Below are 26,581 nucleotides of genomic sequence, written 5' to 3' on the forward strand. Positions count from 1 at the left end.
TACTTTCAGCCGGGAGTTTTATGGCCGGGCAGAATACTATCGGTGCTGTTGCCGTTACATCAGGGGACAAAATAAAGTACGTCGTCCTTGACCAGCCTCTTTTCGAACTGCTGGCCCAGATCAGGTCTGCGCCCGATAGCGAGTGGGAGCATGACCTCTGCCGCTGTCTCCGGGCTGCCGATTTCGGGTCGTCTGTCGTGCACGTCGAAGACGAGCGCCTGGAACCCCTCTTTGCGGCGCTGGAAAGGTACCTTGCGGCCGCAGCGCCCGAACGCCCCTCGCCCTGACCCTTTCCTCAGTCGAACCCCCTTACCGCCCCGACGGCGAGGACGATCACCGGCACCATCTCCAGCCGTCCGAACCACATCAGGAAGATGAAGAGCCATTTCGAGACCGGACTGATCTCGGGGTTTGCAAAGCCGGTGGAAAGCCCCACATTGCACATCGCCGAGACGGCCTCGAAGATGACGTCTGCCACCTCGAAAGGTCCGGCGGCCTGGAGGTGGAGGAGGATGAGGCTTGCAAGAAAACCGGTGAAGATGAAGAGGAAGATGGTGAGCATCGTCTTTGCCACCGCGAACTCGGCGACCCTGTGAGGTATGATCCGGCCCTCATACCGGAAGGGCACGATCGCCCTGCTCGAGTGAAAGATACGCCTGAACCACCAGACAAGGCCGTCGAAACCGGTGATGATCCGCCCGATCTTCATCCCGCCCGAGGTGCTCCCGGAGGAACCGCCGATGAGCATCAGCAGGGTAATGAAAAGGACAGTCGCCCCTGTCCATTCGAAGGGGTTTGCGTTCTGGAAACCGGTGCAGGTGATGGCGCTCGTCACCATGAAGAGGGACTGGCGGAGGGCCGTCGGGATGTCGAGGAGGTTCTTCGTCACCAGGTCGAAGGCCGTGACCAGGGTGCCGGTGGCGACGAGGAGGAAGAGCACCCGCGCCTGCGGGTCTTTCAGGATGTGGACCCGCCGGTGGCTGTGGATCATCAGGTAGTAGAGCTTGAAGGGGAGAGCGCCGGCGAGCATCACCGGGACGACGAGCATTTCGAGGAGGACATTGTTGTAGTAACTGATACCCGCGGTGTGGACGGAGAAGCCGCCTGTGGCGAGGGAGGTCATGGCGATGTTGACGGCGTCCCAGAGGGAGACCCCGGAGAGGAGGATGAGAGCGGTCGAGAGTGCCGTGATCAGGATGTAGATCTGCCACATGTTCGCCGCCGTCGCCACGACGCCCGGCATCAGGGACTCAGACCTCCCTTCGTACCTGTACAGCCCTCTCTGGAGGGTGCCCGACCGCCGGGAGAGGGCGACGGTGAAGGCGACGATCCCGATGCCGCCGAGCCACTGCATGAAGGACCGCCAGAAGAGGAGGGTCTTTGGCGTCTTGTCCACGTCGGTGATGAGGGTGAGGCCGGTGTCGGTCCATCCCGACATGGCCTCGAAGACGCTGTCGGTGAAGGGCATGTGGTGGCCGACCATGAAGGGAAAGGCGCCGATGAGGGCGCAGACGAACCATATGCAGGCGACGGCGGCGATGGCCACCGAGAGGTGCGCCTCCCCTTGCGGTGCCTGCAGGGGCGAGAGCAGGCCACCGATGATGAAAAATGCGAGGGGTGCGGTCGCCATCGCGGGGAGGAGGCTCCATTCGCGGTATATGACCCCGACGAGGAGGGGCGTGAGGCAGACGAGACCGATCAGGAGGAAGATCCTGCCCATGTCCGGGAGGATCGTCGCGATCTGGTCCCTGCCGCGCATGGTACCCGCTTCCCTCCCTGTTTTTTCATCAACTTTCCGGTGAAGATGATCGCCGCGGTGAAGGAATACGACGGCGAATCCCCGCGCCAGAATTCGTCCGGATGATATCTATGAAAAACGAAAAGAAAGAGATCAACACGTTCCGCTTCGTGAAATTGCCACAACCTGTCATTGGATGAGGAACGAGTCTATATTTTACAATGAGGTCATCCCAAAACTGATCCGAACCTTCATGCACGCCGACGAAAGGACTCACATTCGGTTCTGAAAAATCCTGTTCTTGCGTTTTGTCCGGGGGGTTTCACCCCCCGATCCCCCCATCATTGCGAGAGGGGGTGGAGGGCAATCTCCTTCATCAGGATCTCTCTTCCCCGACCCTATCCTGTTTCGGGGGTCCGGGGGCATCAGTCCCCCGGCAGAGAGGTAGGGGAAGACAGGGGTTTCGCACGATTCTTCAGGGAATTCAGGAAGATATCGACCAGAACATGATATTCTCTCCCGATCCCTGCATGCAGAGATGGGGGGAATGAACGAGAGTTTTGGGATATGTTCAATGTATTTCCGATACGAGTTGTATTGAACTACAGAGTGAATCAATTCAACCCAAAAAACAATGAGGTCAGGCAAAGGTACGGAGTGAGCATCTTAAAAAACGGTTTTCATTTCTCAAAAGGGCTTCAAATCACAATAAGTGTCCCTTTTTTGTTAAAGTGATTAATGCCATATTATATGAAATCGGAATGTTTATTATTTTTAATTTTAATATGAAATACGCGATGGCCATAAGAGAAAATCTTTCGGCAATTCAGTCCTCTTTCCAGTCTATTTTTAAGGAGCGGGACGATGAAATCCGGGGAGCGCTCCTTGGAATAGTATCCGGAGAACATGTTCTCTTCCTCGGGCCACCGGGAACAGCCAAAACATACCTGGCCTACACCATCTGCAAGTCGATCGAGGGGGGCACATTCTATTATTATCTGCTCACTCGCTTTACAACGCCCGATGAAATATTCGGCCCTCTTTCGCTGAAAGCCCTCGAACAGGATGAATTCCGGCGTAATATTGACGGATACCTGCCGACTGCGCATATCGCCCTTCTCGACGAAATCTTCAAGGCAAACAGTTCCATCCTCAACAGCCTTCTGACCATCCTGAACGAGCGAAAGTTCCACAACGGGAAAAATATTCTGGATGTCCCGCTGCTCTCGGTCTTTGGTGCATCAAATGAACTCCCGGAAGAGGATGAAAATCTCGAAGCCCTGTATGATCGTTTCCTGTTCCGGTACTCTATCGACTACATTCAGGATGAAAAGAACTTTTTCGAATACCTCACCGGAAGCAGCGACGGCTTTACGCCCTCCACAACACTGTCGGTCCAGGATATCAATGCCATCCGGAAGAAAGCGCAAGAATTACCTGTTGACCCGGACGTCCTGGACAGCATTTTAGCGCTCCGGAAGGAGTTGTGGTCCATGGATATTCACATTTCAGACCGTCGGTGGAAGAAGATCCTTCATGTACTGAAAGTCGCGGCCGCAGCAAATGGTGATGCGAGCGTCAACCGCACAATGCTCCCTCTGCTCCAGCATATGCTCTGGATAGTTCCCGATCAACGAGAGCAGATCAGGAAACGTATTCTGGACGTGGCCGTTTCCGGTGGAATAGACACGTACCAACTGGGTGGCGAGGTGAGCGACTTCGACAAAATAAGTCGGTCCGTCCAGTATTCATATGATCCGGGTCAGAAACTTCCTCAGGTCGTGACGTGTAAAAATTGCAATGATACATTCGGCACAGTCTGGGACCTGATCAGTCATAGCGAAAAGAATCCGTCTCATAAGTATTATACAAATTCAAATTGGCAAACGTATAATGCGACTGACACACTCAGGTCGCTCGGAATGAAACCAAACACTATTGACCACTCTAAATATAAAATGCTGATTCGTGAATATAACGAAATTTTGGAGAAAAAGAATAGATTAAAGCAGTCATTGGACTCTGAAACGGAAGATCTGAAGAACCATCTCAATCAAAATATCTGGATCTCTCGCAGAGACGTCGATGAAATTCTCCTCAGGTACGAAGAGAAGATCAGGGATCTTTACACAATAGAAGAAAAGATGGCAAATATCGAGAAGAGTATTGAATATCGACATAAATCCTGAACATTTTTCCACGCAGATCCATCTGCAGCATTATTGAAAGTGCGACATAAAACCCTCAAGAAAGCGTGAATAGAATGGATGAGCATTCGATATCTGGAATGGGGTCCCCCTACGAGTTGAACCGGCTATCACAGATCGTGAAGGGCGATCTGAATCCTATCATTTCGGTTCCCCGTACCATCCCGCGTCGGGTTCGTGAAGATATCGCGGAAATATGTGTATCAGAACTTATCCTGGGGGATCATTACGAGATCCGGGATGCCCGTCGCTTCATAGAGAAGTTTGGCGTGTTTTACCCTCTATACCTGAACCTTAAATGGAACCGCGCCTGGTCGGATCTTCGGAACCTTGCCGAGAAAAGCCCTGTTGCAGGCATTCAGGCACTGAAAGTTCTCCTCAAAAAGATATTTGACATCATCGACTCTTTCTCACAACAGTCTCTGCACCTCAAAGACTCAACCGACTCATCATTGCAGGAGGCGCTGAACGAACTTTCCAGGATCATTGAGCAGACGCGGCGGGTCTGGGAGAACCCGGAACAGGAAGGAGATCGCGATCTCCCGCAGGATGCAGAAACAGGTCCGAATCTCACACCGCAGTTTGAAGATCTCTCCGGCGATCTCAAAGTGTTGCAGAGTACTTCCGACCCTCAGGTGTTACACAATTTCCTGAATGATGCCTTCCAGGCCGGACAGGATCTGCAGGATTTTATTCGGGTAGAATCTGCAAGGGCACCGTCACCTGATGAAGATACAGACATCAATGTCCTGTCGTACTATGCAGAGCAGTTTGCTCAGGAATATTTCCGTCTTCTTGAAACCACTTCGGTGGGGGAAGAGCGGTCTCCTTCAGATGATGATGGAACTGAGGAAACTGCCGAAGAAAAGTTATCCGGGCCGACTCTGGACGCAGGCGATGAAAGTGCTTCTACAAGTATTCGTCCGGTCAGAGAGGCAGGTCAGACGCAGTTCTCTGATAACGACCTGCCCATATTTTCGCCATCAGAAGAAATGCAGACAGACATTCTGGACGATCTCGATAATACCATCTCCGGGATTATTCTGGCACTGAAATCCGGATCAAAAGACGCTTCCGATTCAGACAACCCGCAAGAAGAACTGGTCGGAGGAGTTCTGAAGTTTATGGAAAAACCAGAGTCCAATGAGATCATCCAGACAATTCTCCGACACCAGTTAAACCCTGCAATGGACCTGGTTTTATCCACTTTGTGGAAGAACCTCGACGTTCTTGAGATACTCGTCCAGCTCTTCCCTGGCAGGCAGTGGGATTACTCATTGAAGGATCTTCACAGGAATTATCTCGAAAATCTTGAGCACTATGCAAAGATTGCAGAAAATAGCGAGACGCTCAAAGAAATCGTTGAGCAACTCGGGCGCATTGAGATGGAGTACGGGTCGAGGAAGATATCTGTTTCCTCTCACGGAAAGACGGAGATGCATTCCATCACTTATTCCTCAGATCTTGACCATCTTCTTCCTACTGAAGCGGTAAAACTTCAAAACCCGACCCTGAAACTCAAATTTGCTGCAGACCTCGCGGAAAAAAAGCTTCTGACCTATCAGTTGCGGGGGAAGAACTGGGTCGGGGGCTCCCTGTCGACCAGAAAAAGGGGGCCTGTTGTGGCGCTGGTCGACACATCAAAGTCGATGCGCGGTTCACCCGAGACGATAGCAAAAGCCACGATCCTGGCCATTGCCCGGAGGATGCTGAAAGAAGAGAGGGACGTGAAAGTAATTCTCTTTTCATCACGGAATCAGCTGGATACGATAGACCTTACAGGTACGAAGAGGATGGCCCGGGAGTTTCTTGAATTCCTCAATCAAACATTCGGTGGAGGCACGGATTTTAACACCGCCCTGAAGGCGGGAATGCAGTCCCTGAAAGAGCCACAGTTCCGGAGCGCTGATCTTCTCTTTATCACCGACGGAGGCTCGAAAATCTCGAATGAAGCACTTCTCGATGGGTGGAGCTCCCTGAAAAAAGAGCAGGATGCGCGGATTTTCTCGATGATCATAGGCAGGACGACTGCAGGGGGTCTTGAACAGGTATCGGATGAGACCTATCTTATGCAAAAGGCTGACACCTGGAGTCCGGGCAACAGCCCTGCTCATCTGATACGACATATCACGATGAGATCCTGAAGACAGAGGAAAGGGTCTTCGTAATTCTCCGGGGCACCATGTTACGAACGACCGTGACACCTGATCACTCAAAAAATGATTCGTACAGCGGATTTCCACGCGGCCGAGAAAGAGCAGAGATTTCTCGGTCTGGCAGGCACCCCTGGCATGCCTGACCCGATGTGATCTCTCCACTCCTGATTATTCTCGTCCTCCCCCGTCGTACCTCTCGATCAGCGCGGTCACCCGCCGCACGTCCTCCCCCTGCTTCCGCGCCTCCGCCAGGTAGAGGCTGAAGACCTCGTCGGTGACCACGTGGAGGAGGGGTTTGTACATATCGGCGTGCTGGGAGAGGTCGAACCACCGCGCCTCCGCCTCGGTGAGGTGGAGGGAGCGGTACTCCCCTTCGTGGGGCGTGAAGACCGGGTTCTTCTCATGCGGCGTCCGCAGCACGAGGTCTGCGAGGGGCGTGCGGGGGATCGGTTCGGCGACCGAGATGAAGACGTCGTCGAGCATCTCCGCGGCGATGAACTCCTTCGTGGCCTCGTAGTCCTCCGCGGTCTCGGTTGGGTAACCGACAATGAAGCACCCGGCGACCTTCAGGCCGTGCTGGCGGGACTGCTCCACGGCGTCGTGCATCTGCGCGACGGTCACCCCCTTGCCCATATGCCTGAGGATACGGTCGCTCCCCGACTCGAAGCCGAAGAAGAGCCAGCCGATGGTGTACTTCTGGATCGCCTCCAGGATCTCGTCGGTGATCGCGTCCACCCTGATGTCGGGTGCCGAGACATTCCTTGGCCCGAGTTCCCCGGCGAGCATCTCCAGGAGGGCGATGACGGCGTCGTCGTCGATCGCGCCGTCATAGCCGTACAGGGACCCGGTGCCGCCGGAGACAGAGAGTCTCTTCGCCCCTTTCTCCCGGAAGGTCCGCACCTCTTCCCTGATCTCGTCGAGGCTGCGACTCCGGATATCGCGGCCGAAGAAACGGGGCACCTGGCAGAAGGTGCAGGCCCCTGTGCAGCCGCGGTGTGTCTCGATATAGGCATTCGCGCCCCTGATGGACTGCTGCCCGATGGCGTCCGGGATCAGGGGGAGGGGCCTCCTCTCCACCGGCGCCTTCGGTGCCGGGGAGGTGACCACGGTCTTTTCCCCGTCGAAATAAGCGATGCCCGGGAGGTCGGGGTGTATCCCCACGTCGAGGAGGCGGGGCACCGTTATCTCGCCCTCGCCGACGACCACCGCGTCGGGGGCGAGTTCGCCGAGGACGTATTCCGGGTACGCCGAGACAGGGCCGCCGATATAGACGGGCCTTCCCGAGGCCCTGACGCCGGCGACGAACGCCTTCATCTCGGGGTCCATCAGGTGCTGGGTCGAGTACAGGGAGAGGAGGACGGCCTCTGCGTCCCCGGCCGCGAGCGCGGTGGAGAGGGCGACCTCGTGCCCGGCCTCCCGCGCAACCCCGCCGATGAGCATGGCGCCGTAGGTGGCGATCCCCGGCGAAATGACCACGGTCTTCATCCCGTGATCTATCGGCCCGGAGGGTCTTGAAGGATGCGATCAGGGCGTTGGGTTCCGGTGGGATGGGGGAGACCGCGCCCCTGACCCGCCTCACTCCCTTTTCAGGCGTCTGAGGCCGGGAGAGGTCCCACCTGCCACTCGCGGTAGACCCCCGACCCTGCCACCACCCTCCCGTTGGCAGAGGTCCAGCCCTGCGGTTCGCCGGTGATGGTGAGGTGATAGCGGTCTGAATAGTGATTGGAGATCCAGGCATCGAAAAACTCTCTCCAATCGTTCGCTCCCTCGATCCCGGAGGATATCTCGACCTGTGTCCCGTTATCGTAGTATGCAGAGATGGGAATGGCATAGGTGCAGGAATAACCTGGATTGGTGCCGTGCGTCTTCACCTCCCCCGGAGAGCAGTCTGCATGGGTGAGGTTCTGCCCGGAGGAGAAAAGGGACTCGTTGTTGAAGGGGTAGAGGGTGTTGACCAGCTGCGGCACGACCTCCGGGCTGAAATTCTGGCCGAGTGATGTGTAGTTCTGATAATCAAGAGAGATCTCGTCCCCGGCGTCCATGTGCGGGGTGGTCAGCCGCAGGTAATGCCGGCCGTCGACAAGGACGAGGGTGGACGTGACGTTCTCCGGGAGACGACTGGAGTAGAAATCATCGGTGATCGGTTCGGGACCGATGGCCGGACGGTTGTGGTATGTCGGGACCGGGAGGAGGAATGTCACGTTCTCGATGGGCGTCCTGGTCTGGATGGAGAGGTCGTAGGTGTAGCGGGTGCTCAGATATGAAGGGCCCTCCGGGATATTGCTGAACACCACGACGAGGGCAATAAAGAAGAGGACGAGTGCGATCCCCGGTACCGGGATGACTGCGCCCGCCGCCCGCCCGGTCGAGGTCTCGTGGAGTTCTCTGACCCCGACGGCCGCAAGGCCCAGGGTCCAGAGCCATGCGAGGATGCCGATGAGGGGGACCCACCCGAGGAGGAGACCAGGGGTAGCGGCGTATGCGAGAGTCTTGATAGTCTCCTTGATGCCTTTCCCGCCGATGAGGAGGACGACGAAGAGGTGGAGGGTCAGGGCGGCGAGGACGAAGAGGACGATCGTGCCGATTGCGTCAGCGATGACGGAGACGAGCACAGCAAATACGATCAGTCCGGGTTCTCCCCCGGACACCAGAACAAGCCCGCCGATGACGAGAAGGCAGAGGAGGACGAGGTTGACGGCGAGGAGGGTGCCGAAGTACACGAGTGCGGCGCCGAGATAGTCGGCTCGTGCATCTCGAAATGTCTCGACAGGGTTGATGAGGAACCCCTGTGCTCTTTCGACGATCGTCTGCCGCATACTGAGAGTGCAGATGGGGAAGGATATATCAGTTTGTTTTTGCAGGGCCGGAGGAGAACCTGATATGGAGTATGGGGGTTCCTGTCTCCCCTTTCGCTCTCATCTGGACACAGAAAAAAGAAGATTTCAGTGTTCTCTCCGGGCCGCGAGGTACCCGAGGACCGCAAGGGCCCCGAGGGCTGGGACGACCATGCCCGGAGACTTCTGTGTCGTCGGCGGGACTGCCGCGAGCTGCGCCGAAATCGGTGTCGTCGTGCCGGTATTCACCGTCGCGGTCGTCGTCCAGTCGACATAGCCGTTGAGTTTGAGGGCGACAGTGTAACTGCCCGGCGCAAGGTCGTTGAGTGTCACCGGGGTGACCCCCTTGTAGGCATTGTTCAGGTAGATCTCTGCCCCTGCCGGGTCAGAGGTGATCTCCACCGAACCCGTGTTTGTCCCCGGGGTCTGGAGGGTCGAACGCACCGACGACTGCTGGCCCGAGTTCACGTTCACCGAGGTGGCCGCGTCTTTGTAGCCGTCAAGCTTGAGGTTCACGGTGTGGGCGCCCGGCGAGACGCCGATGATCACGAAGCCCTCAGGGGAGGTGCGGCCCTGGTAGGCGCCGTCAAGGTAGATGTAGGCCCCGATGGGATCGGAGTAGACCGCGATGGTACCCACGGTCGGCTGGGGGTTGGGGCCGAGGCTTGCCGAGACATAGGCCTGCTGGTTGGAGACGACAGTCACCGGTCCGCTCCATTCCTGGTAGCCGGCAAGTTCGACGTCGACATAGTGCCTGCCCTCGGCAATGCCGGAGAGGGTCCGCGGGGTCGTTCCCTTGTACACGCCGTCAAGGTAGATGTTCGCGCCCGAGGGATCGGACGAGACATAGATCGAACCGAGCGTCGGTTTGTGTGTCAGGGAGGCATAGACGTCCGTGACCTGGCCGGCCCTCACGCGGGAGCTGCTCTTCCAGGTCTCGTAGCCGTCGAGGGTGACCTCGACCCGGTGGTCGCCGGTCGAGAGACCTGAGATGACTTGGGACGTCCTGCCGTAATACGACCCGTCCACATAGACCTTGGCGCCGCTCGGCGAGGAGGTCACCGAGAGGGTGCCGGTGGTTGCCGGTGCCGGGGTCGGGGTCGGGTTCAGGGTGATGTACACTGTCCTGGTCTCGCCGGCTGCGGGATAACTGCCGATCGAGGTCGACGAGGTGTAGTAGCCGTCCATGACGGCTTTTGCCGTGTGGTACGGCGTGCCGGTGGTATAGACCGGGACATTCAGTTCGCCGCCGGCGATCTGCCCCTTGTAGTCGCCGTCAAAGTAGACCGATGCGCCTTCCACGTTGCAGCGCACCTGGATCCATGCCTCGTTCCCGCCGATAGCTGCAACGGGCATGACCAGGAGGAGCATGGCCATCAGCACTACTCCCAACGCAATGACTCTCTTCGTGATCATAGTAATCACGCAAAAATGGAAATAATTAGGATTTATTGTTTCCGGTTTTTCTCGACAATTGTATCATCGATTTTCCATATTTGTGATTATCTGGATGTTTGATCTTCGAATCCGGTTTATATCCGGATGTGGTGATCCTCAGGCCATCGCCCGGCGTGCGATCAGACGGGCATAGCGGTCGATGACGGTGGCGAGGAGGAGGGTCCCGCAGAGGACGACGGCGAGGGCGGCCCAGTGCCAGGGGACGTCGGCCCCCGCGGCAAGGAGAACGATGAAGTTCGCCGGGTTTGCCGGGGCTGCAAGGGCGACGAGGAGGACGACCACAAGGCCGGTTGAGAAGATGAACTGTGCGTTTGTCCGGTCCCTGAAGTGGAGGGCTGCGAGGGCGCCGAGGAGGATCAGGACGAACGAGGCAGCGGAGACGTGGACCAGCACCTCGACGATATTGTGGACGGCGATGCCGTTGAGGCCGAGGAGGAGGAGCCATGCGCCGCCCTGGAGGGGCACGAGCACCCAGGCCGCGAAGACCTTGCCCCAGAGAATCTCCGTGAAGGTGAGGGGGGTGGAGAGAAGGGTGTCGAGTGTGTGAGCGCTGTATTCCTCGGTGATGAAGTCGATGATCAGGCTTGCCGAGATGATCGCGGGCATGAAGAGGAGGAGGGGGATGAGGAGGCCGTAGATGAAGAGGAAAAAGCTCTGGCCCCCTGTTCCTGCCGGGACGGCGACCTCGATGGGTGCGGCAGAGAGGCGGTCTGCCCGCGCATATCGGAGGAGGGTCTCGTACTCCTCGAAGTCCTCCTTCAGTTCCACGCCCACGACCGCCGTCTGGATATCGTTTTTCAGGGTGTACAGGGTGACCTGCACGGACTCCACCGCATCGGGCGGGGTCGGCGGGACATAGACGACGGCCGCAAGCTGCCGTTCTTTCAGGGCGGCGACCGCAGGGGAGAGGTCCATCCGGTAGACGGCAAACGTGTCGTCAGCCTCCAGGATCCCCTGCAGGGGAGAGTCGGCCCCGGCATAGCCGACGGCATAGACGCTGCCCGAACGGTCCATCGAGGCCGGGTCGTAGAGAGAAGTGAGGCCGATGACCAGGAAGGAGGAGAACATGGCGATGAAGACCTGAAGGAGGATCGCAAGCACGATCGTCCGCTCCTGCCCTATCCCCCTGAACTCCTTTTTTGCGACGGTCCAGACATGTCGTGCGTTCATACTGCGCCTCCGATGAGGATGAGGTTATAGAGGGCGTGGACGCCTGCGGCGATGACGAGGCCGGGGAGGTACATGCGCCGCCCTCCGGCCTTGACGGCCGCACCGAGGATGAATGCCCCGCCCGCGTGGAGGAGGAAGGGTACCCAGAGGAGGCCGACGCCCGAGAAGAGGATGGTGCCGAATACCGATCCTGTGACCTGGGCGATCATCACGAAGAGGAGAAGTTTCTCGCCGATAAGGAAACCGGCGCCTGTCGCCACGGCGGCAAGGACGAGGTTCGTCCAGGTGAAAGTGCCCGGCGTCCCCCTGAGGACGGCGATGATGCCGATCGATTTCGCCACCTCCTCGGTCGCGGCGGCGAGGAGGATGAGGAGAATGAGGGAGAAGGGCATCGGGATGTTGAAGAGGAGGACGAGGTACATCAACTGCACCATGAAGACGAGGGGGATGATGCAGGCGTTGAGGGCGACGAGGGAGGCGATCGGGTGCGCCCGCGCCATCGCCCCCCTGACGAAGGAGATGATCCGGGAGGTGAGGCTCTCCTGCGAAAAGAGTCTCTCTTCGTTGAAGTTCCGCACGCAGAGCCAGAGCACGGCGGCGGAGGAGAGCCAGAAGAGGGCGGTGGCGTACAGGTAGTCCGCGGCCGAGAAACCGGTGCCCTCGAACTGGAGGACGACAAGGGTCAGCGGCGATATCCTGCTGATCGCGTGGACGTTTGCAAAGATCGAGGGGAAGAAGAGGTACGATGTGATGACGGTCGAGAAGAAGATGGAGAGGAAGGAAAGTTCCCGGAAACTCCGGGCCGTCATGCCGATGAGGAGGGCCGCCGCAAGGAAGAAGACGATCACCGGGACCAGAGGGAGGAGGACGAGGAACGAACCGCCGGTCAGGAGGATGATCGCCGAGGAGACGGCGAGCATCAGGAAGAAGTACGGGACTGCCTTGCCGAGGATGATCGCGAGCGGCCCCGCGGGGGTGGAGAGGAGGGCCTCGCCGCGCCTGTCGACGCGTTCGTTCGCGATCGTCATCATGTAGAACTGGGAGGTGAAGTACAGGGGGAAGATGAAGACGAAGACGTAGATGAGAGAGTCGAAGGGGAGGGGAGGGGCGAGTTGCGAGGGGGTTTTGAAATGCCCGAGGTCTGGCCCGCCGGAGACCATGTCCACGTACCGGGAGACCTGATCGTTCCCACCAGAGGCGAGTTTCTCTTTCAGGTCGCCGGTCGGCATGGCCTGCACCGGCGGGGGGGTCGGCACCTCCTCGACAGGTCCGGAGGGGGACGGCACGCTCTCCCCCTGCGGCTGTAGCGAGACTGTCTGTCCGCTCTCCGTCGCCGTGAAGTCGAGTTCGCTGGTCACCTCGACGGTGTCGATCCAGAGGGGGTAGGCGGCGAAGAGGTCGTCCTCCGCGGTGTAGACGGTGTTCCTGTAGTGCCGCCAGGCCGTTGCAAAGGCTGAGAGCGCGGCCTGGCCCTTCTCCGTCTCCGCGGTATATGTCCGGCCGCCGCTGATGATCAGGTCGTATCCCGCGAGGCCCCGCGAGAGAGTCGCACTGTCGACGAGGTGCACGGTGAAGAGGGGGTCGTGTGCAAGGATGGCGGCGACGTCCGGGTCGTCGGTGACGGCGGCATAGAGTCCGTCCTGGAGGTGGACGCCGCTCTGGGCCGCCAGGCCTGATGCCAGGAAGAGGGCGAGGAGCAGGACGGCGGTCATGGGAAGGATATCCCTGCTCATCGTGGATAGGGACCGTTTTGCCTCCCACCGTGCGATAGTCAGGACATTTCTGGCGCTGATCGGGATCGACTCCTTGAGATCAATGGTGCCGCGGGGAATATGATTTATCCGGTGGATGCCGACCAGATCCCCAATGATCGCAGCGCAGGATCTGGTGAAGGACTACGGGGCCTTCCGCGCCCTGGACGGCGTGAGTTTCGACTTCGGCGATGCCGGCATCCTTGGCATCGTCGGGCACAATGGTGCCGGCAAGACGACGCTCCTGAAGATCCTCTCCGGCCTCCTCGCCCCGACCTCGGGGACGGTCGAGATCGGGGGGTGTGACATCCTCAAGCACCCTGCTGCCCACAAGAACGCCCTCGGCTACCTGCCCGAAGAGTCGCGCCTCTACGAGACAATGCAGGTGTACGACTACCTCTCTTTCTTCGGCGAGATCTACGGCCTCGACCGAGGGACGGTCAGGGAGCGCGGGGAGCGGATCCTCTCCTCCCTCTCTCTCGACGCGGGCGAGAAAAAGATCGGGGAACTCTCCAAGGGGATGCGGAGGAAGGTGGCCATCGCCCGGTCCCTCATCCATGACCCGACATTTCTTGTCTATGACGAACCGACCTCCGGCCTCGACCCCATGACCGGGCGGTTCATCGGGGACTACCTGAAGGGGCTGCGGGACGAGGGGAAGACGATCGTCCTCTCGGCCCACAATCTCTACCAGGTCGAGGAGATCTGCGACAGGGTGATGATCCTCCGCCGCGGGCAGATCGAGGCCTTCGGCACGATGCAGGAACTGCGGGAGCGTTTCGGGTCCCTCACGTACGCGGTCTATTTCACCATCGCCGACCCCGGCGCCCTCGACCCTGCCCTTGACTATACCTGCACTGCAGGGGTCTGCATGGCCGAGGCCGGGGACATCGAGAGGATGAATGCCGTCACCTCGATGGTCGCCGCGGTCGGGGGGCGGGTGGAGAGGATCGAGTCGCGGTACCCGAGTCTTGAGGAGATGCTCGTTGCGGTGGGGAAATAAGTTTTTCAGGGCTCTGTTGAATCGTTCATGAAACGGCTCTGGAGAAATCCTGTTCTGGAGTGCCTGGCCCGGGGGACTACGCCCCTGGCCTTCGAAAATCACAGATTTTCTCGAACTCGCTCCGCTCGCACCCCGCTCAGGATAGGGATGGGATGGCAATCTCCCTCCTCTGGATATCCCGTTCGCTCTTCCCGATCCTATCCCGAATGGGGGTCTGGGGGCGATAGCCCCCGGTTCAGATGTAGGGGAAGGCAGGGGATCCACACTCACTCAATGAAATTCGCAGGGAGCGACATCACCCTGAATAGGAGGGTTTCTACAGAGCCCGTACCGGGGAAATCTCCAGAGTCTGGATCGGGACACATTCCAACCCCTTTCCCTCCTCTTCCCCGGCACCAGGGAGCCGGGAGTGGAGGGGGCTTACCCGTAATCATATCGACGACCAGAGGGCGTTGAGTCCTGCCGGATTTCATTCTGTTCTGCCCACGGCCCCCGGTATGCCCGGATCGCCGGATCTCCCCGTTATGGCCCTGAAAGGGTGGTGGGATCCCTCTAATGGGGGCATATCCGGGCGTATTTGACCCGGGCCGTGTCCCGCGGGGCCCACGCCCTCATGCTCTGACATGCAACACCCCGGGGCCTTTGATTTGTCTCTGTAGTTCTTTCTTCCCGGAACGTATCCCGGGTCGTGAATAGAATATCGAAGCTTTTCGCCGAAATAACTGGCCGGACTTAAAGGAGAGAGACCACGGTCCAAGATCAAAACAGTGCGGCGACACAGTGAATGAATGACCAGAAGAGAAGAATACAAAGAACGGGCCTGAAGGGATTTGAACCCCTGGCCTGCGGATTAAGAGTCCGCCGCTATGCCAAACTAAGCTACAGGCCCTCTGTGCTTTGACTCTACCATATTGGGCGCGTTTCCATATAAACATTGCGGCGATGAGTTGTTATCTCCAGAGATCCCATATTCTGTGATGGCCGATGCGGCTCAGCCCGGGTCTCCCGGGAAGATCGTAAAATACCTGATATGCGGCTGCGGAAGCACAGGATACAACGTTGTTGAGGAGCTGCTCAAGGAAACCGACTCAATATTAATCCTCGACCGGGACGAGAAGCGCGTCGAAGATCTTCGCGATCAGAAATACGACGCGATCGTCCGGGATATGCAAGAACCGAACGCTTTTGACGATCTACCTGTTCCTGAAGTCCTTTTTGTCCTGTCCAACGACAAAGACGCCAATCTTTCGGCAGTGAGGACTGCAAAAGGGAAATATCCTCTTGCACACGTGATTGCCCGCGCCCCCGACCCGGTGGGCAAGGACATGCTCGAGAGCGCAGGGGCCGACGTCGTCCTCTATCCCCAGGAGGTCATCGCCAAAACCGCCGTCCACCACATCAGGAGACTCTCTGCCTCGCGCATCGCGCGGCGGCTCTCCGCTCTCCTCGGGTCCTGGGAGGGCACCCTCGGGATCGTCGCCCACACGAACCCCGATCCAGACTCGGTATCGAGCGCGATGGCCCTCGCGGCGATTGCCCACGACGCCTCGGGAGGAAAACTCGTCTCCCGTATTCTCTATGACGGCAATATCGGCCACCAGGAAAACCGGGCCTTCGTCAACCTTCTCGACATCAAGATGGAGAAGATCTCGCCCGAGGTCCTCGCCGCCTGCGAACACCTCGCCCTTGTCGACTCCACGGCGCCGGGATCGAACAATGCCCTCGGCAAGGACGCGCGGGTGAACATTATCATCGACCACCACAAGAACGGCACCCACGACACCACCAAGGTCGAGTTCGTGGACATCAGGCCGGGGATGGGGGCGACGGCAAGCATCATGACGCAGTACCTCCAGGAGCTCGACCTCCCGGTGGACACGAAAGTGGCGACTGCCCTCCTCTACGGGATACGGGCCGACACCCGGGACTTCAGGCGGAACATCACGCCGCAAGACCTCAACTATGCCGCGTTCCTCCTGCCCCTCACCGACCGTGACATCCTCGACAAGATCATGTCGCCGTCAGTCTCGCAGGAGACCCTCGACGTCCTCGGGAACGCGATCCGGAGCCGCGAGGTCGTTTCCGGCTATCTCTTCACGAATGTCGGCTATCTTCGCAACAGGGACGCCGTGCCGCAGGCCGCCGACACCCTCATCAATCTGGAGGGAGTGAATACCGCCATCGTCTACGGGATCACCGATACGAACATCATCTTCTCGGCCAGGAACAGGGACATCAGGATCCATATCGGCAAGGTGCTGGAGGAGGCCTTTGCCGGGATAGGCGAGGCCGGCGGTCACGCAACCATGGCGGCGGCGGCCATACCTCTCACCTATTTCTCGATGGTGAAGGAGAAGGAGGAACTCCTCGACCTGATTATCGAGCCCATCCTGAAGAAGATCCGCCGGATCGTTGGCCTGGAGAACGAGGCCAAGCATGAAGTTTGAGGAGTGGGATCCCCTCTACGAAGAGATCCTGGACTATTTTGCCTTTGACCGGGTGGGCGACGAAGAGGCGGCGCGCCTCCTCGCCTCCCTTCTCCCCCGCGACGACCTCGCCCTCCTCGAAGGCCTCTGCCAGGGGAAGACGGTCACCGTCTGCGGGAACGCGCCCTCTCTTCCCCGCGAGACCGGCCGGATCGAGGGGACGGTCTTTGCGGCAGACGCCGCCGCCGATGTGCTGTACAGCCGGGGCATCAGGCCCGACGCCGTCTTCACCGACCTCGACGGTGCGACCGACAGTCTGGTCGCGATGAACAGGGAGGGGACGGTGGTCGTTGTCCATGCCCACGGCGACAACATCTCTCTCCTCCGTCACTGGGTGCCGAAACTGCCCGGCCCTCTTGTCGGGACGACGCAGGCCGCTCCCTTCGGCGGCATTCACAATTTCGGGGGTTTCTCCGACGGCGACCGTGCGGCCTTCGCCGCCCACGCCCTGGGAGCGGCGCGGGTCTCCCTTGTCGGCTTTGACCTCGACGACCCTGACGTCGACCCGGTGAAGCGGGGCAAACTCTTATGGGCGCGGCGCCTCCTCGCCCTCCTCGGCCATGATATCTGACGCCGTCATTCTGGACGGGTATGTGGACGAACCCGCGTGCCTGGGCGTTCCCCCGTATATCTCCCCCTATATCAGGTACTGCGCCGGCGTCCTTGCCGAACATGGCTATACCGTCAGGTACACGACGATCGATGCCGTCAGGAAGGACCCCGCTGTCCTCAGGACATTCAACGACGCATCCATCCTCCTGGTAATCGCCGGGATCACGGTGCCGGGGAAGTACCTCGCGGGGACGCCCGCCACCCTCACCGAACTCTCCCAGATCGGCGTGCAGGTCCGCGGCCCCGAGAAGGTGCTCGGCGGGCCTATCGGCTTTGGCTACTCCCCGCAGGGGGGGAAGAAGGCCGTGGAGACGGCAGCGGCAGGGTTCGATCACCTTCTTTCAGGGTCGCCGTCTGCCGCCCTCGATTCCCTCCTCTCCGGCGGGGAACCGGCAGGGACGGCTGGGTACGCGGATATCGACCGGTGGAGCGTCCTCGGCGCTCCGGTGATCGGGCAGCACCCCCTCTTTCCGCGGGTGATCTGCGAACTGGAGACGGCGCAGGGGTGCTCCCGCGCCGCCGGCGGAGGGTGCTCCTTCTGCACCGAACCTTTCTACGGCCTGCCGCGCTACCGCTCCGCCGCCGGCGTCGCTGCTGAGGTGGCGGCGCTCTCCGCCGCGGGCGCCCGCCACTTCAGGCTCGGCCGGCAACCCGACCTCCTCGCCTTCGGCACAGGCGGCGGGGACGAGTTCCCGACGCCGCGGCCCGACCTCCTTGCCGACCTCTTCTCGCGCATCAGGGCGTCGGCGCCCGACCTCCAGACCCTCCATATCGACAATGTGAACCCCGGCACCATAGCCCACCACGAGGAGGAGAGCCGTGAGGCCCTCGCCGCGATCGTGGCCGGCCACACGCCCGGCGACGTCGCCGCCTTCGGCATGGAGACCGCCGACCCCGCGGTGATCCGGGCGAACAACCTCAAGGCCCTCCCCGACGACGTCTTCCGGGCGATCGAGGTCGTCAACGAGGTGGGCGGGGGGCGGAGGGATGGCGTCCCCGACCTCCTGCCCGGCCTCAACTTCGTCTGCGGCCTTGCCGGCGAGACCGTGGATACCTATGCCAGAAACCGCGCCTTCCTGGAGAGGGTGCTCACCGCCGGCCTCCAGGTGCGGCGGGTGAACATCAGGCAGTTGATGCCCTTCATGGGGACGCGGGCCTACGAGGAGAACACTCTCGGCCGGCACGAAGGGGCGTTCCGCGCCTTCAAGGAGTGGGTGAGGAAGGACTTCGACCTCCCCATGCTCAGGCGTGTCTTCCCGACAGGAACCCTCCTCCGCGACGTCGGCGTCGAGGTCTCCGGGCAGACGAGTTTCGGCCGGCAGATGGGGTCGTACCCCATCCTCGTCGGTCTCCCCCTCCCCCTTCCCGAAGGGACGGTCACCGACGCCGTCGTCGTCGACTGGGGCATGCGGTCCATCACCGCCCTCCCGGCGCCTGTCGAGGTGAACACTCTCCCACCGTCGGCGATTCGCTCTATCCCCGGCGTCGGCAAGAAGACGGCTGTCATGGTCCTTGCGAAGCGGCCCTTCGCCGACCTCGCCGCCTTCAGGAAGGTCGCGGGGGAGACCGCGGTGGAGGGGTACCTCGCGTTTTGAAAGGGGTGGATAGACTGACGCGAAAAGACGCGCAGATATTGAAGGGTAAATCCGGATTTTATTTCTTCGCGCCCATAGCGTGAATGAACGGAAAATGATTATCGTCGTGGTTGAAGTCCACGGATTTTCACCTCCGATTTCTGTGCTTTTTTATGTTTTTGTTCAATTAATGGATTTTTAATAATCGCTATTTTGTGAGATCATCTGTTCTCAAAAATGCAAAACATATATTATATGGTATTGATCATATTCAGTGTTGTGAAATAAAATGGCGACAAATACTGGGAATGGGTATCGTAGAGGAGCAGTAAAAAAGACAAGCCAATTTAACAATCCTGTGACCGGATTGAACTGCAAGAGAGATGCAAAAACGGGACGGATCAAGAGTTGTAAGACAACAGGGGGGAAGTATAAGGGGGTCCGGAGAGAGTAGCATGGCAGGGCTCTTTGATGAACGAACCGACAAAGAAAAGACACGGGATGCTCTTACTGCGGCCAAAAAAAAGAATATAATGGCTGCAGTGGGGAATAAATGTGAAAAGTGCAGAAAAAAATTTCCTCAAAGAAATCTCAAGATTCACCATATCGACGAAGTGGCGAAAGCTTCCGGAGCAAAAGATCTGAACACGCAGAGCAATTTGCTGGTTTTGTGTTCTCTCTGCCATGATGATGTTCATCATAAACCGATTTCCAAAAGCACCCAGAAAGGATGGATTCAAAAACGGCCCGACTCTGTAAAGACTGATATTCGGAGTATCTTGCGGAATAGGCCAAAAGTGAATGGTTCGGAGTCGTCGGCATTCATGGTACATGCGCCGAAAATATCGCAGCATAAAATCAAACCGCCGAAGGTTGATATGCCGGATCTTTTTGGGCAAAGTGGTTCTCGAAAGAAAAAGAAGAGCAACAACGATTGGGAATTTTTCTAAATAGTGGGCTCTGTAGAAACCCTCACCTTTTCCGTGTATGAACGTGGCCCAACCGCCTTCCTCCATCTTCGCACCGGGGGACTTTTGCCCCCGGACCCCCGCGCGAGGATTGGACGTTCCCGACTCGCGGCGTCGTTTTGCCCGCGCACCCCGGACCCCCGCGCGAGGATTGGACCTCAAAAGGGCAAACGTGCATCTTGAAGAGGGGACTGCCCTCCACCCCCCTATCCTAATAGCGGGGGACCGGGGGGTGGCAACCCCCCGGACGAGACACTCCAGAATAGGATTTCTACAGAGCCAAATAATGAGCATATCCCAAAACTCTCGTTCACTCCCTCCATCTGTGCATGGGAACTCGGGAGAAAAGATCATGATCGGGTCGATATCTTCCTGAATTTCATGAAGAATCGTGCGAAACCACCGCCTTCCCCCAGATCTCTGCCGGGGGACTTACGCCCCCGGACCCCCGAAACAGGATAGGGTCGGGGAAGAGAGACCAGAGATCCTGATGAAGGAGATTACCATCCACCCCCTATCGCAATGAGGGGGGTACGAGCGTTAGCGAGCATGAGAAGACGAAGTCTTCGAGGGCGGGGGGTGAAACCCCCCGGACAAGACGCCAGAACAGGATTTTTCAGAACCACATACCGATCATTCCATCGACCGGACAGAGGGTAGGATCAGTTTTGGGATGGCCTCAATCAATATTTTAGACTTTTTGGGCTTTGTTGGAACCCTCATGCCGGGTTTGATGTCTTCCCCCCCTGATCGCAGGGAGGGAGCGCGGACCCACCGACCGCCTTCCCCTCAATCTGTGCCGGGGGACTGCCTCGAAGGTCTTCGACCTTCTCGTTGCCCCCAGACCCCCGAGAATAGGATTGGTCCTGGGAAGAGTGGACAGGATATCCTGACAGGGAGATTGCCGTATCCCTGCCTATCCTGAGCGGGGGTTCGGGGGAACGACCGAAGGGAGTCGAGAAGACCATCAGGTCTTCGCTGGCAGTCCCCCGGTGCGAGGCACCATCCGCCGCCTTCCCTTGGCTCCCTTACGCCTCCTTGATCTCCAGCGTCGTCAGGATATCTGTCCTTGTCACGATGCCGACGACCTCCCCCTCCTCGACGACAGGTATCCTGCCGATCCCGGTCTGCGACATGATCCTCATCGCCTCGGTGAGCGGGGCCTCGGGCGGGAGGACGACGAGGTCCTTCGACATCAGGTCGCGCACCTGCATCGCCTCGCGGTCGAGAGCCGGCGCCGCATGGACGTCCCCGAGAGTGACCATGCCGACAAGGCCGCCGCGGTTCATCACCGGGAAACCGAGGTGCTTCGTGTCGTACATCATCGTCACCACCTCGTTGACCGGCATGTCGGGCGGCACCGTCGTCACCGGCGAGGACATCACGTCGCCGACCGAGACGTCGCGGAGGAGGAAACTGTAGCGCACCGCCGTCGCCTCCTGGTTCGCCCCGATATAGATGAAGAAGGCGATGATGATCAGGATCGGGCTGAAGATGAGAAACCCGAAGATCCCGAAGAAGACCGCAAAGCCCCGCCCGATGTCGGCCGCGATCTTCGTCGCCTGATGGAGGGGCATCTTCTTCGCAAGCCACGCCCGCAGGACCCGCCCGCCGTCCATCGGGAAGGCCGGGAGCAGGTTGAAGAGGAAGAGGACAAAGTTCAGCAGGGCCAGGTAGCCGAAGAAATAGATGAGGACGCCGCCGACCTCAGGGCTCAACTTCCCCGCGTCCACGAGCCATACCGGGGCATAGGTGAGGGCGACCGAGACGATCGCGACGCCGAGACTCGCCAGAGGCCCGACAAGGGCCATCGGCAGTTCGACCTTCGGGTCGGGCAGTCCCTCCTCCATGGAGGCGACGCCGCCGAAGATGAGAAGGGTGATGGAGTTAATTTTGAGGCCCATCGACCGCGCCACCACCGAGTGGGCGAGTTCATGGATGAGCACCCCGGCAAAGAGGCCGAGCGATATCGCGGCCCCGAGGATGTAGGGGGCAAGGCCCTGGAGAAAGAGAGTCATCGTGATCTCGACGCCGAAGAGGCCGGCGATCATCGTGGCCGTCAGGGCGATCTGACTCCCGATGATCCAGGCGAAGAGCGGGATCACGATAAGGAAAGTCCAGTGAAGATAGATAGGAATTCCGAATAGATGCCCGATTCGTAAGGATCCGTTCATGGAAAATGATAGTCTTTTTATCGTTTATAGTCTATACCATGAATCGATAGTGATGAAGACGCAGGTCACCGAACTTTTTGGCATGAGCGTATACACAGACAAGGCGATCTATGTGGGGGACGTGGACGATGTCCTGCTCGATATCGATGGCAAGAAGATCGAATCCATCGCCGTTGGCAACCTCAACCCCGAACTCTCCGATCCCAAGGGCCACCGCGGCTACCTCATCCCCTTCAGGATCATCAAGGAAATCGGGGATATTATCGTCATACGCCACATCTCCGCAGCGTTCAAGAAGGCAAAGGGCGAGACGAAAGCCTGAGCCGGACGGTACGGCACAGCCATGGAAAACCATGAGATCTTCTCGAATCTTGCCCTCTACCCCCCGGTTTTTCTCCGTCTTGACGGGAGGGCATTCCACCGGCTGACCGGTACCTGTGAAAAGCCCTTCGATGCACGGTTTCATGCGGCGATGGTCGGGACCTGCAGGCGACTGATCGCAGAGAGCGGCCTCAACCCCCTCTGTGCCTATACTTTTTCAGACGAGATCAGTCTCTACCTCCCCGTCCTGCCTTTTGGCGGCCGTGTGGAGAAACTGGACTCCATCTCTGCCTCCTATGCGGCGAGCGCCTTCACCCTGGAGTACGGCTGCACCGAACCTGTCGCCTTCGACGCCCGCATCATCCCGGCGACGCCGGACTATATGCTCGAGTACCTTGCGATGCGCCAGGCCGAGGCATGGAGGAACCACATCAATGCCTACTGCCAGGCCGCACTCATGGAGGAGGGCCTGACGCCCCGTGCGGCGGCGGTGCGCCTCCTCGGCATGAAGGCGGAGGATATGCATGAGATGATGTTCTCCCGCGGCGTCAACCTTGCCGAGACGCCGGCCTGGCAGAGGCGCGGCACCCTGGTGCGCCGGGGAAAATATACAAAAGAGGGGATGAACCCGATGACCGGGGAAAAGGTGACGGTCGAGAGGCAGGGTATCGTCGCCGACGGGGACCTGCCCCTCTTCTCGGCCCCTGAGGGCCGGGCCTACCTCTTTTCACTCATCGGCGCGTGAGAGGCCCATCCGCATCTCCACGCCCTCGACCTCCCATTCTGCGGCCTGTTCCCAGGTGCCGGCAAGGGCGTCGCCCTCGCGGACGTCGAGCGTCTTCGCGCGCACCTCGCCCGAGATCGCCTCCGTCCATCCGGACACGAGAGCCGCGATGCGCGGGTCCGCGACCGCGATCTCGGCGGCGATGTTTTCCTCGACCTTGAGGTCGCGCTGCCGCCGCATCTCCTGGAAACGGCGGATCACCTCGCGGGCATAGCCCTCGGCCTCGATCTCCGGGGTGAGGGCCACGTCCACATAGACGGTGGCGTCCTGCATCGGTGCGGCAAAGACGTCCGCGGGGAGTTCCTCGTCGAAGGTCACCATCTCCGGGGTGACCTCGTACGCCCCTGCGGTTGCCGTGCCGGTCTCGGCAAGCGCGGCCTTCAGCGCGTTGCCGTCGGCCGCCTCGATCGCCGCCTTCACCTTCGGGGCCTCTCTGCCGAATGTCGGCCCGAGCACCCGCATCACCGGTTCGGCCTTCCAGCCGATCCTGTCCCAGCGCCCGGCGACGACGGTGACAGCCTTCGCATTCGCCCGCGTGCGGCAGAGGGCGTTGAGGCGGGTGACCGCCTCCTGCACCGCGGCCGAGGAGGTGACGACGACGACCTCGCCCACAGGCCAGCGGAGTTTCCTCTTCCCGTCCTGCCGCGCTGTTGCGGAGGCGTCGTCGAAGGCCTGCACGACGGCCATCGCCGTCTCCAGGTCTCTGTCGACGAGCCTTTCGTCCGCCTCAGGCCAGTCGAGCATGTGGACGCTCTCGGGATCGCCGCTGCAGCGCAGGTTCCCGTAGATCGCCTCAGTCAGGTGCGGGGTGAAGGGCGAGAGGAGCTGGACCAGGCGGCGGAGCACATAGTACACCGTCTCGTAGGCGTACCTCTTCTCGGGTGCGTCCTCTTCGAGCCACATCCGCGGCCGCACCAGCTGGAGGTACCAGCGGGAGACGTCCTCCAGGATGAAGGTGATGAGAGACCGGGTGATCTTGTGGAGGTTGCACTCCGCGAAGTCGGCGGCGATCTCCTCGGTGAGGGTGTTGACCCGCGAGAGGATCCACCTGTCCTCGTCGGGCATCGCGGCGAGCATCGCGGCGACCGCGTCCTCGTCCCAGCGGCCGTCTGCCGTCTGCGCGGGTGCGAAGTTGTCCAGGGCCATGTACGGCAGGGGGAAGCGGTAGACGTTCCAGAGGATGTTCAGGGCCCGGTTGACGGTCTTCACACCCTCCCAGTTGAACTTCATGTCGTCCCAGGGGGCGTTTGCCGAGAGGACGTACAGGCGCAGCACGTCCACGCCGCCTTTCTCGATGACCTCGCCCGGCGTCACGACATTGCCGAGACTCTTCGACATCTTCTTCCCCTCGGCGTCGAGGGCGAAGCCGTGCATCAGGACCGATTTGTACGGAGACCGGCCGAAGGCGACCATCGAGGCGCCGAGCTGCGAGTAGAACCAGCCGCGGGTCTGGTCCTGCCCCTCGGTGATGAAGTCGGCAGGCCAGTACTTCTCGAAGTCCTCTCTCTTCGCCGGGAACCCGAGGGTCGCCCAGGAGGCGACGGCCGAGTCGAACCAGACATCGAAGATGTCGGAGACCCGGTGCATCGTGCCGCCGCAGCTGCACGGGATGGTCACCGTGTCCACGTACGGGCGGTGCGGGTCCTTCACTTCCATGTCGCTCGCCTCTTCGAGTTCGGCGACCGTGCCGATGACCCGGCGGGTCTCGCAGGTGTCGCACTGCCAGACCGGGATCGGGATGCCCCAGTAGCGCTGGCGGGAGATGCACCAGTCGCGTGCCTCCTTCACCCAGTCATGGAAGCGGGCGCTCCCGGCCCATTCGGGGTACCACCGCACCTTCGCCACCTCGTCGAGGAGTCTGTCCCGCATATCCGCGGCCTTGATGAACCACTGTTCGGTGGCGCGGAAGATGATCGGGGTCTTGCACCGCCAGCAGTGGCCGTACCTGTGGGTGATCGTCCCCTGGTGGAGGAGGTGGTGGCCGAGGGCGTCGAGCACCTTCTGGTTCGTCTCCCTGTCCTTGACGTAGAGGCCCTCGAAGACGCCGCCCTTCTTCGTGAACCGGCCCGTGCCGTCGACAGGGCAGAGGATGGGGAGGTTCTCCCTGATGCCGGTGAGGTAGTCGTCCCACCCGTGGCCCGGCGCCGTGTGCACGAGGCCGGTGTTCTCCAGGGCGACATAGTCGGCGAGGACGACGCGGTGCGCGATCTCCTTCTGGACGGGAACGACGTCGGCGAGGGGTGACTCGTACTCCATGCCTGCAAGATCGGCGCCGGACACGGTGCGGAGCACGTCGAAGCTCTGGTACCGCCCCTTCTTGAGCACCTCCTTCACGAGGCCCTCGGCCATCCAGAGACGCTCCTCGGCCCCGTCCTTCCGGGCGGCGACCAGGGCGTAGGTGATCTTCGGGTGGGCGGCGACGGCGACGTTCGCGGGGAGGGTCCAGGGCGTGGTCGTCCAGATGACGAGGTACTCGTCTGCCTGCCCCTTCACCGGGAACTTCACGTAGATCGAGGGGTCGGTGGCGTCGGCATACTCCACCTCGGAGTCGGCGATCGCGGTCTCGCAGCGCGGGCACCAGTTCACGACGCGGGAGCCCCTCTCAAGCATCCCGTTCTTCTCGGCCTCTTTCAGGGTCCACCAGGCCGCCTCGATGTACTCCTTCTTCAGGGTCTGGTAGGGTTCGTCGAAGTCGAGCCAGATGCCGAGTTCCCGAAACTGGTCTGACATCTCACCCATTCTGGCGATGGCGTACGTCCGGCAACTCTCGATGAAGCGGTCGATCCCGAAGGTCTCGATGTCCTTCTTGGAGGCGAAACCGAGTTCGTGCTCCACCTGCACCTCGATGGGCAGGCCGTGCATGTCGTAGCCTGCCCGTTCAATGACGTTCATCCCGCACATCCGGTGGTGGCGGAGGACGGCGTCCTTCAGGATCTTGTTCCATGCCGTGCCCAGGTGGATGTGGCCGGTGGTGTACGGCGGGCCGTCCACGAAGAAGAACTGCTTCCCTGAGCGCCTCAGGTCCTTTACCGCGTGGTAGGTATCGTTGGCCCGCCAGAATTCCCTGGCCGAGGCCTCGACAGCCTTCGCATCATAACTGCTGGTGACTTCCTTCACCTCTATCCCTCAACTCGCCCCGGAGGGCGTGATCATATCTGGTATGGTGGGTCTCCGCTCCCAAAGTATTTTTTCAATGAGCATATCCCAGAACTCTCGTTCATTCCCCTTTCCCCGCATGCAGGGATCGGGAGAGAATATCATGATCGGGTCGATATCTTCCCAAATTCCCTGAAGAATCGTGCGAAACCACCGCCCTCCCCCACCTCTTCGCCGGGGGACTGACGC

The 26,581-nt window shown here is 59.9% G+C and carries 18 protein-coding genes and 1 tRNA gene; 10 read left to right on the plus strand and 9 right to left on the minus strand.

Annotation, left to right across the window (positions count from 1 at the left end; genetic code table 11):
• The first annotated feature begins 20 nt into the window (after positions 1–20).
• Complete coding sequence (locus tag MEFOE_RS03890) at positions 21–287, plus strand: hypothetical protein (protein ID WP_067048601.1); 267 nt, start codon at positions 21–23, stop codon at positions 285–287.
• Between the two features lie 8 nt (positions 288–295).
• On the opposite strand, the gene MEFOE_RS03895 is transcribed toward MEFOE_RS03890, so the two are convergent.
• Positions 296–1,759 carry a TrkH family potassium uptake protein gene (locus tag MEFOE_RS03895; RefSeq protein WP_067048604.1) on the minus strand — a complete coding sequence of 488 codons (1,464 nt, stop codon included), beginning with the start codon at positions 1,757–1,759 and terminating at the stop codon, positions 296–298.
• Between the two features lie 764 nt (positions 1,760–2,523).
• Between MEFOE_RS03895 and MEFOE_RS03900 the strand changes: the two genes are divergently transcribed.
• Both MEFOE_RS03900 and MEFOE_RS03905 read left to right on the plus strand, forming a co-directional pair.
• Positions 2,524–3,927, plus strand: a complete 1,404-nt coding sequence (locus tag MEFOE_RS03900; RefSeq protein WP_160329483.1) for an AAA family ATPase — start codon at positions 2,524–2,526, stop codon at positions 3,925–3,927.
• Positions 3,928–4,001: 74 nt separating this feature from the next.
• Positions 4,002–6,089, plus strand: coding sequence for a vWA domain-containing protein (locus MEFOE_RS03905; protein ID WP_083523322.1), 2,088 nt, complete (start codon positions 4,002–4,004; stop codon positions 6,087–6,089).
• A 180-nt stretch (positions 6,090–6,269) separates the two neighbouring features.
• Here MEFOE_RS03905 and MEFOE_RS03910 read toward each other — a convergent pair whose 3' ends face one another.
• The 5 genes from MEFOE_RS03910 to MEFOE_RS03930 form a co-directional block, all read right to left on the minus strand.
• Positions 6,270–7,586 (minus strand): methyl-coenzyme M reductase glutamine C-methyltransferase, encoded by a 1,317-nt coding sequence (locus MEFOE_RS03910; protein ID WP_067048612.1) that lies wholly within the window; start codon positions 7,584–7,586, stop codon positions 6,270–6,272.
• 101 nt (positions 7,587–7,687) lie between these two features.
• Positions 7,688–8,917, minus strand: a complete 1,230-nt coding sequence (locus MEFOE_RS03915) for a YIP1 family protein (RefSeq protein ID WP_067048615.1) — start codon at positions 8,915–8,917, stop codon at positions 7,688–7,690.
• A 126-nt stretch (positions 8,918–9,043) separates the two neighbouring features.
• The gene (locus tag MEFOE_RS03920) at positions 9,044–10,351 is read right to left on the minus strand and encodes a PEGA domain-containing protein (RefSeq protein ID WP_083523323.1); all 1,308 of its coding nucleotides are present in this window, start codon (positions 10,349–10,351) and stop codon (positions 9,044–9,046) included.
• A gap of 138 nt (positions 10,352–10,489) precedes the next feature.
• Positions 10,490–11,563 carry an ABC transporter permease gene (locus tag MEFOE_RS03925; protein ID WP_067048621.1) on the minus strand — a complete coding sequence of 358 codons (1,074 nt, stop codon included), beginning with the start codon at positions 11,561–11,563 and terminating at the stop codon, positions 10,490–10,492.
• A complete protein-coding gene (locus MEFOE_RS03930; protein WP_235809552.1) occupies positions 11,560–13,275 on the minus strand; it encodes an ABC transporter permease in 1,716 nt (571 codons plus the stop codon). The genes MEFOE_RS03925 and MEFOE_RS03930 overlap by 4 nt, the downstream gene beginning before the upstream one ends.
• Positions 13,276–13,429: 154 nt before the next feature.
• Here MEFOE_RS03930 and MEFOE_RS03935 point away from each other — a divergent pair, with 154 nt between their 5' ends.
• Entirely contained in the window at positions 13,430–14,317 is an 888-nt protein-coding gene (locus tag MEFOE_RS03935; protein WP_067048626.1) for an ABC transporter ATP-binding protein, read from the plus strand.
• A gap of 815 nt (positions 14,318–15,132) precedes the next feature.
• Here MEFOE_RS03935 and MEFOE_RS03940 read toward each other — a convergent pair.
• Positions 15,133–15,206 (minus strand) — tRNA-Lys (locus MEFOE_RS03940).
• An 88-nt stretch (positions 15,207–15,294) separates the two neighbouring features.
• Here MEFOE_RS03940 and MEFOE_RS03945 point away from each other — a divergent pair.
• The 4 genes from MEFOE_RS03945 to MEFOE_RS13290 all read left to right on the plus strand — a co-directional run bounded on the left by MEFOE_RS03945 (position 15,295) and on the right by MEFOE_RS13290 (position 19,939).
• Positions 15,295–16,764, plus strand: coding sequence for a DHH family phosphoesterase (locus MEFOE_RS03945; protein ID WP_067048629.1), 1,470 nt, complete (start codon positions 15,295–15,297; stop codon positions 16,762–16,764).
• Positions 16,754–17,374 (plus strand): 6-hydroxymethylpterin diphosphokinase MptE-like protein, encoded by a 621-nt coding sequence (locus MEFOE_RS03950; protein ID WP_067048632.1) that lies wholly within the window; start codon positions 16,754–16,756, stop codon positions 17,372–17,374. The genes MEFOE_RS03945 and MEFOE_RS03950 overlap by 11 nt, the downstream gene beginning before the upstream one ends.
• Positions 17,364–19,010 (plus strand): radical SAM protein, encoded by a 1,647-nt coding sequence (locus MEFOE_RS03955; protein WP_067048635.1) that lies wholly within the window; start codon positions 17,364–17,366, stop codon positions 19,008–19,010. The genes MEFOE_RS03950 and MEFOE_RS03955 overlap by 11 nt, the downstream gene beginning before the upstream one ends.
• A gap of 434 nt (positions 19,011–19,444) precedes the next feature.
• Positions 19,445–19,939, plus strand: a complete 495-nt coding sequence (locus MEFOE_RS13290) for an HNH endonuclease (RefSeq protein ID WP_160329484.1) — start codon at positions 19,445–19,447, stop codon at positions 19,937–19,939.
• 1,046 nt (positions 19,940–20,985) lie between these two features.
• Here MEFOE_RS13290 and MEFOE_RS03965 read toward each other — a convergent pair.
• Complete coding sequence (locus tag MEFOE_RS03965; RefSeq protein ID WP_067048639.1) at positions 20,986–22,131, minus strand: CBS domain-containing protein; 1,146 nt, start codon at positions 22,129–22,131, stop codon at positions 20,986–20,988.
• Positions 22,132–22,183: 52 nt separating this feature from the next.
• On the opposite strand from MEFOE_RS03965, the gene MEFOE_RS03970 reads away from it, so the two are divergent.
• Positions 22,184–22,453 (plus strand): PRC-barrel domain-containing protein, encoded by a 270-nt coding sequence (locus MEFOE_RS03970; protein ID WP_067048642.1) that lies wholly within the window; start codon positions 22,184–22,186, stop codon positions 22,451–22,453.
• A 21-nt stretch (positions 22,454–22,474) separates the two neighbouring features.
• Complete coding sequence (locus MEFOE_RS03975; RefSeq protein WP_067048645.1) at positions 22,475–23,197, plus strand: tRNA(His) guanylyltransferase Thg1 family protein; 723 nt, start codon at positions 22,475–22,477, stop codon at positions 23,195–23,197.
• Here the strand turns inward: MEFOE_RS03975 and ileS are convergent.
• Positions 23,180–26,353, minus strand: a complete 3,174-nt coding sequence (gene ileS / locus MEFOE_RS03980; protein ID WP_067048648.1) for an isoleucine--tRNA ligase — start codon at positions 26,351–26,353, stop codon at positions 23,180–23,182. The genes MEFOE_RS03975 and ileS overlap by 18 nt on opposite strands.
• Between the last annotated feature and the right edge of the window lie 228 nt (positions 26,354–26,581).

Source organism: Methanofollis ethanolicus, assembly GCF_001571385.1.
Classification (GTDB): domain Archaea; phylum Halobacteriota; class Methanomicrobia; order Methanomicrobiales; family Methanofollaceae; genus Methanofollis; species Methanofollis ethanolicus.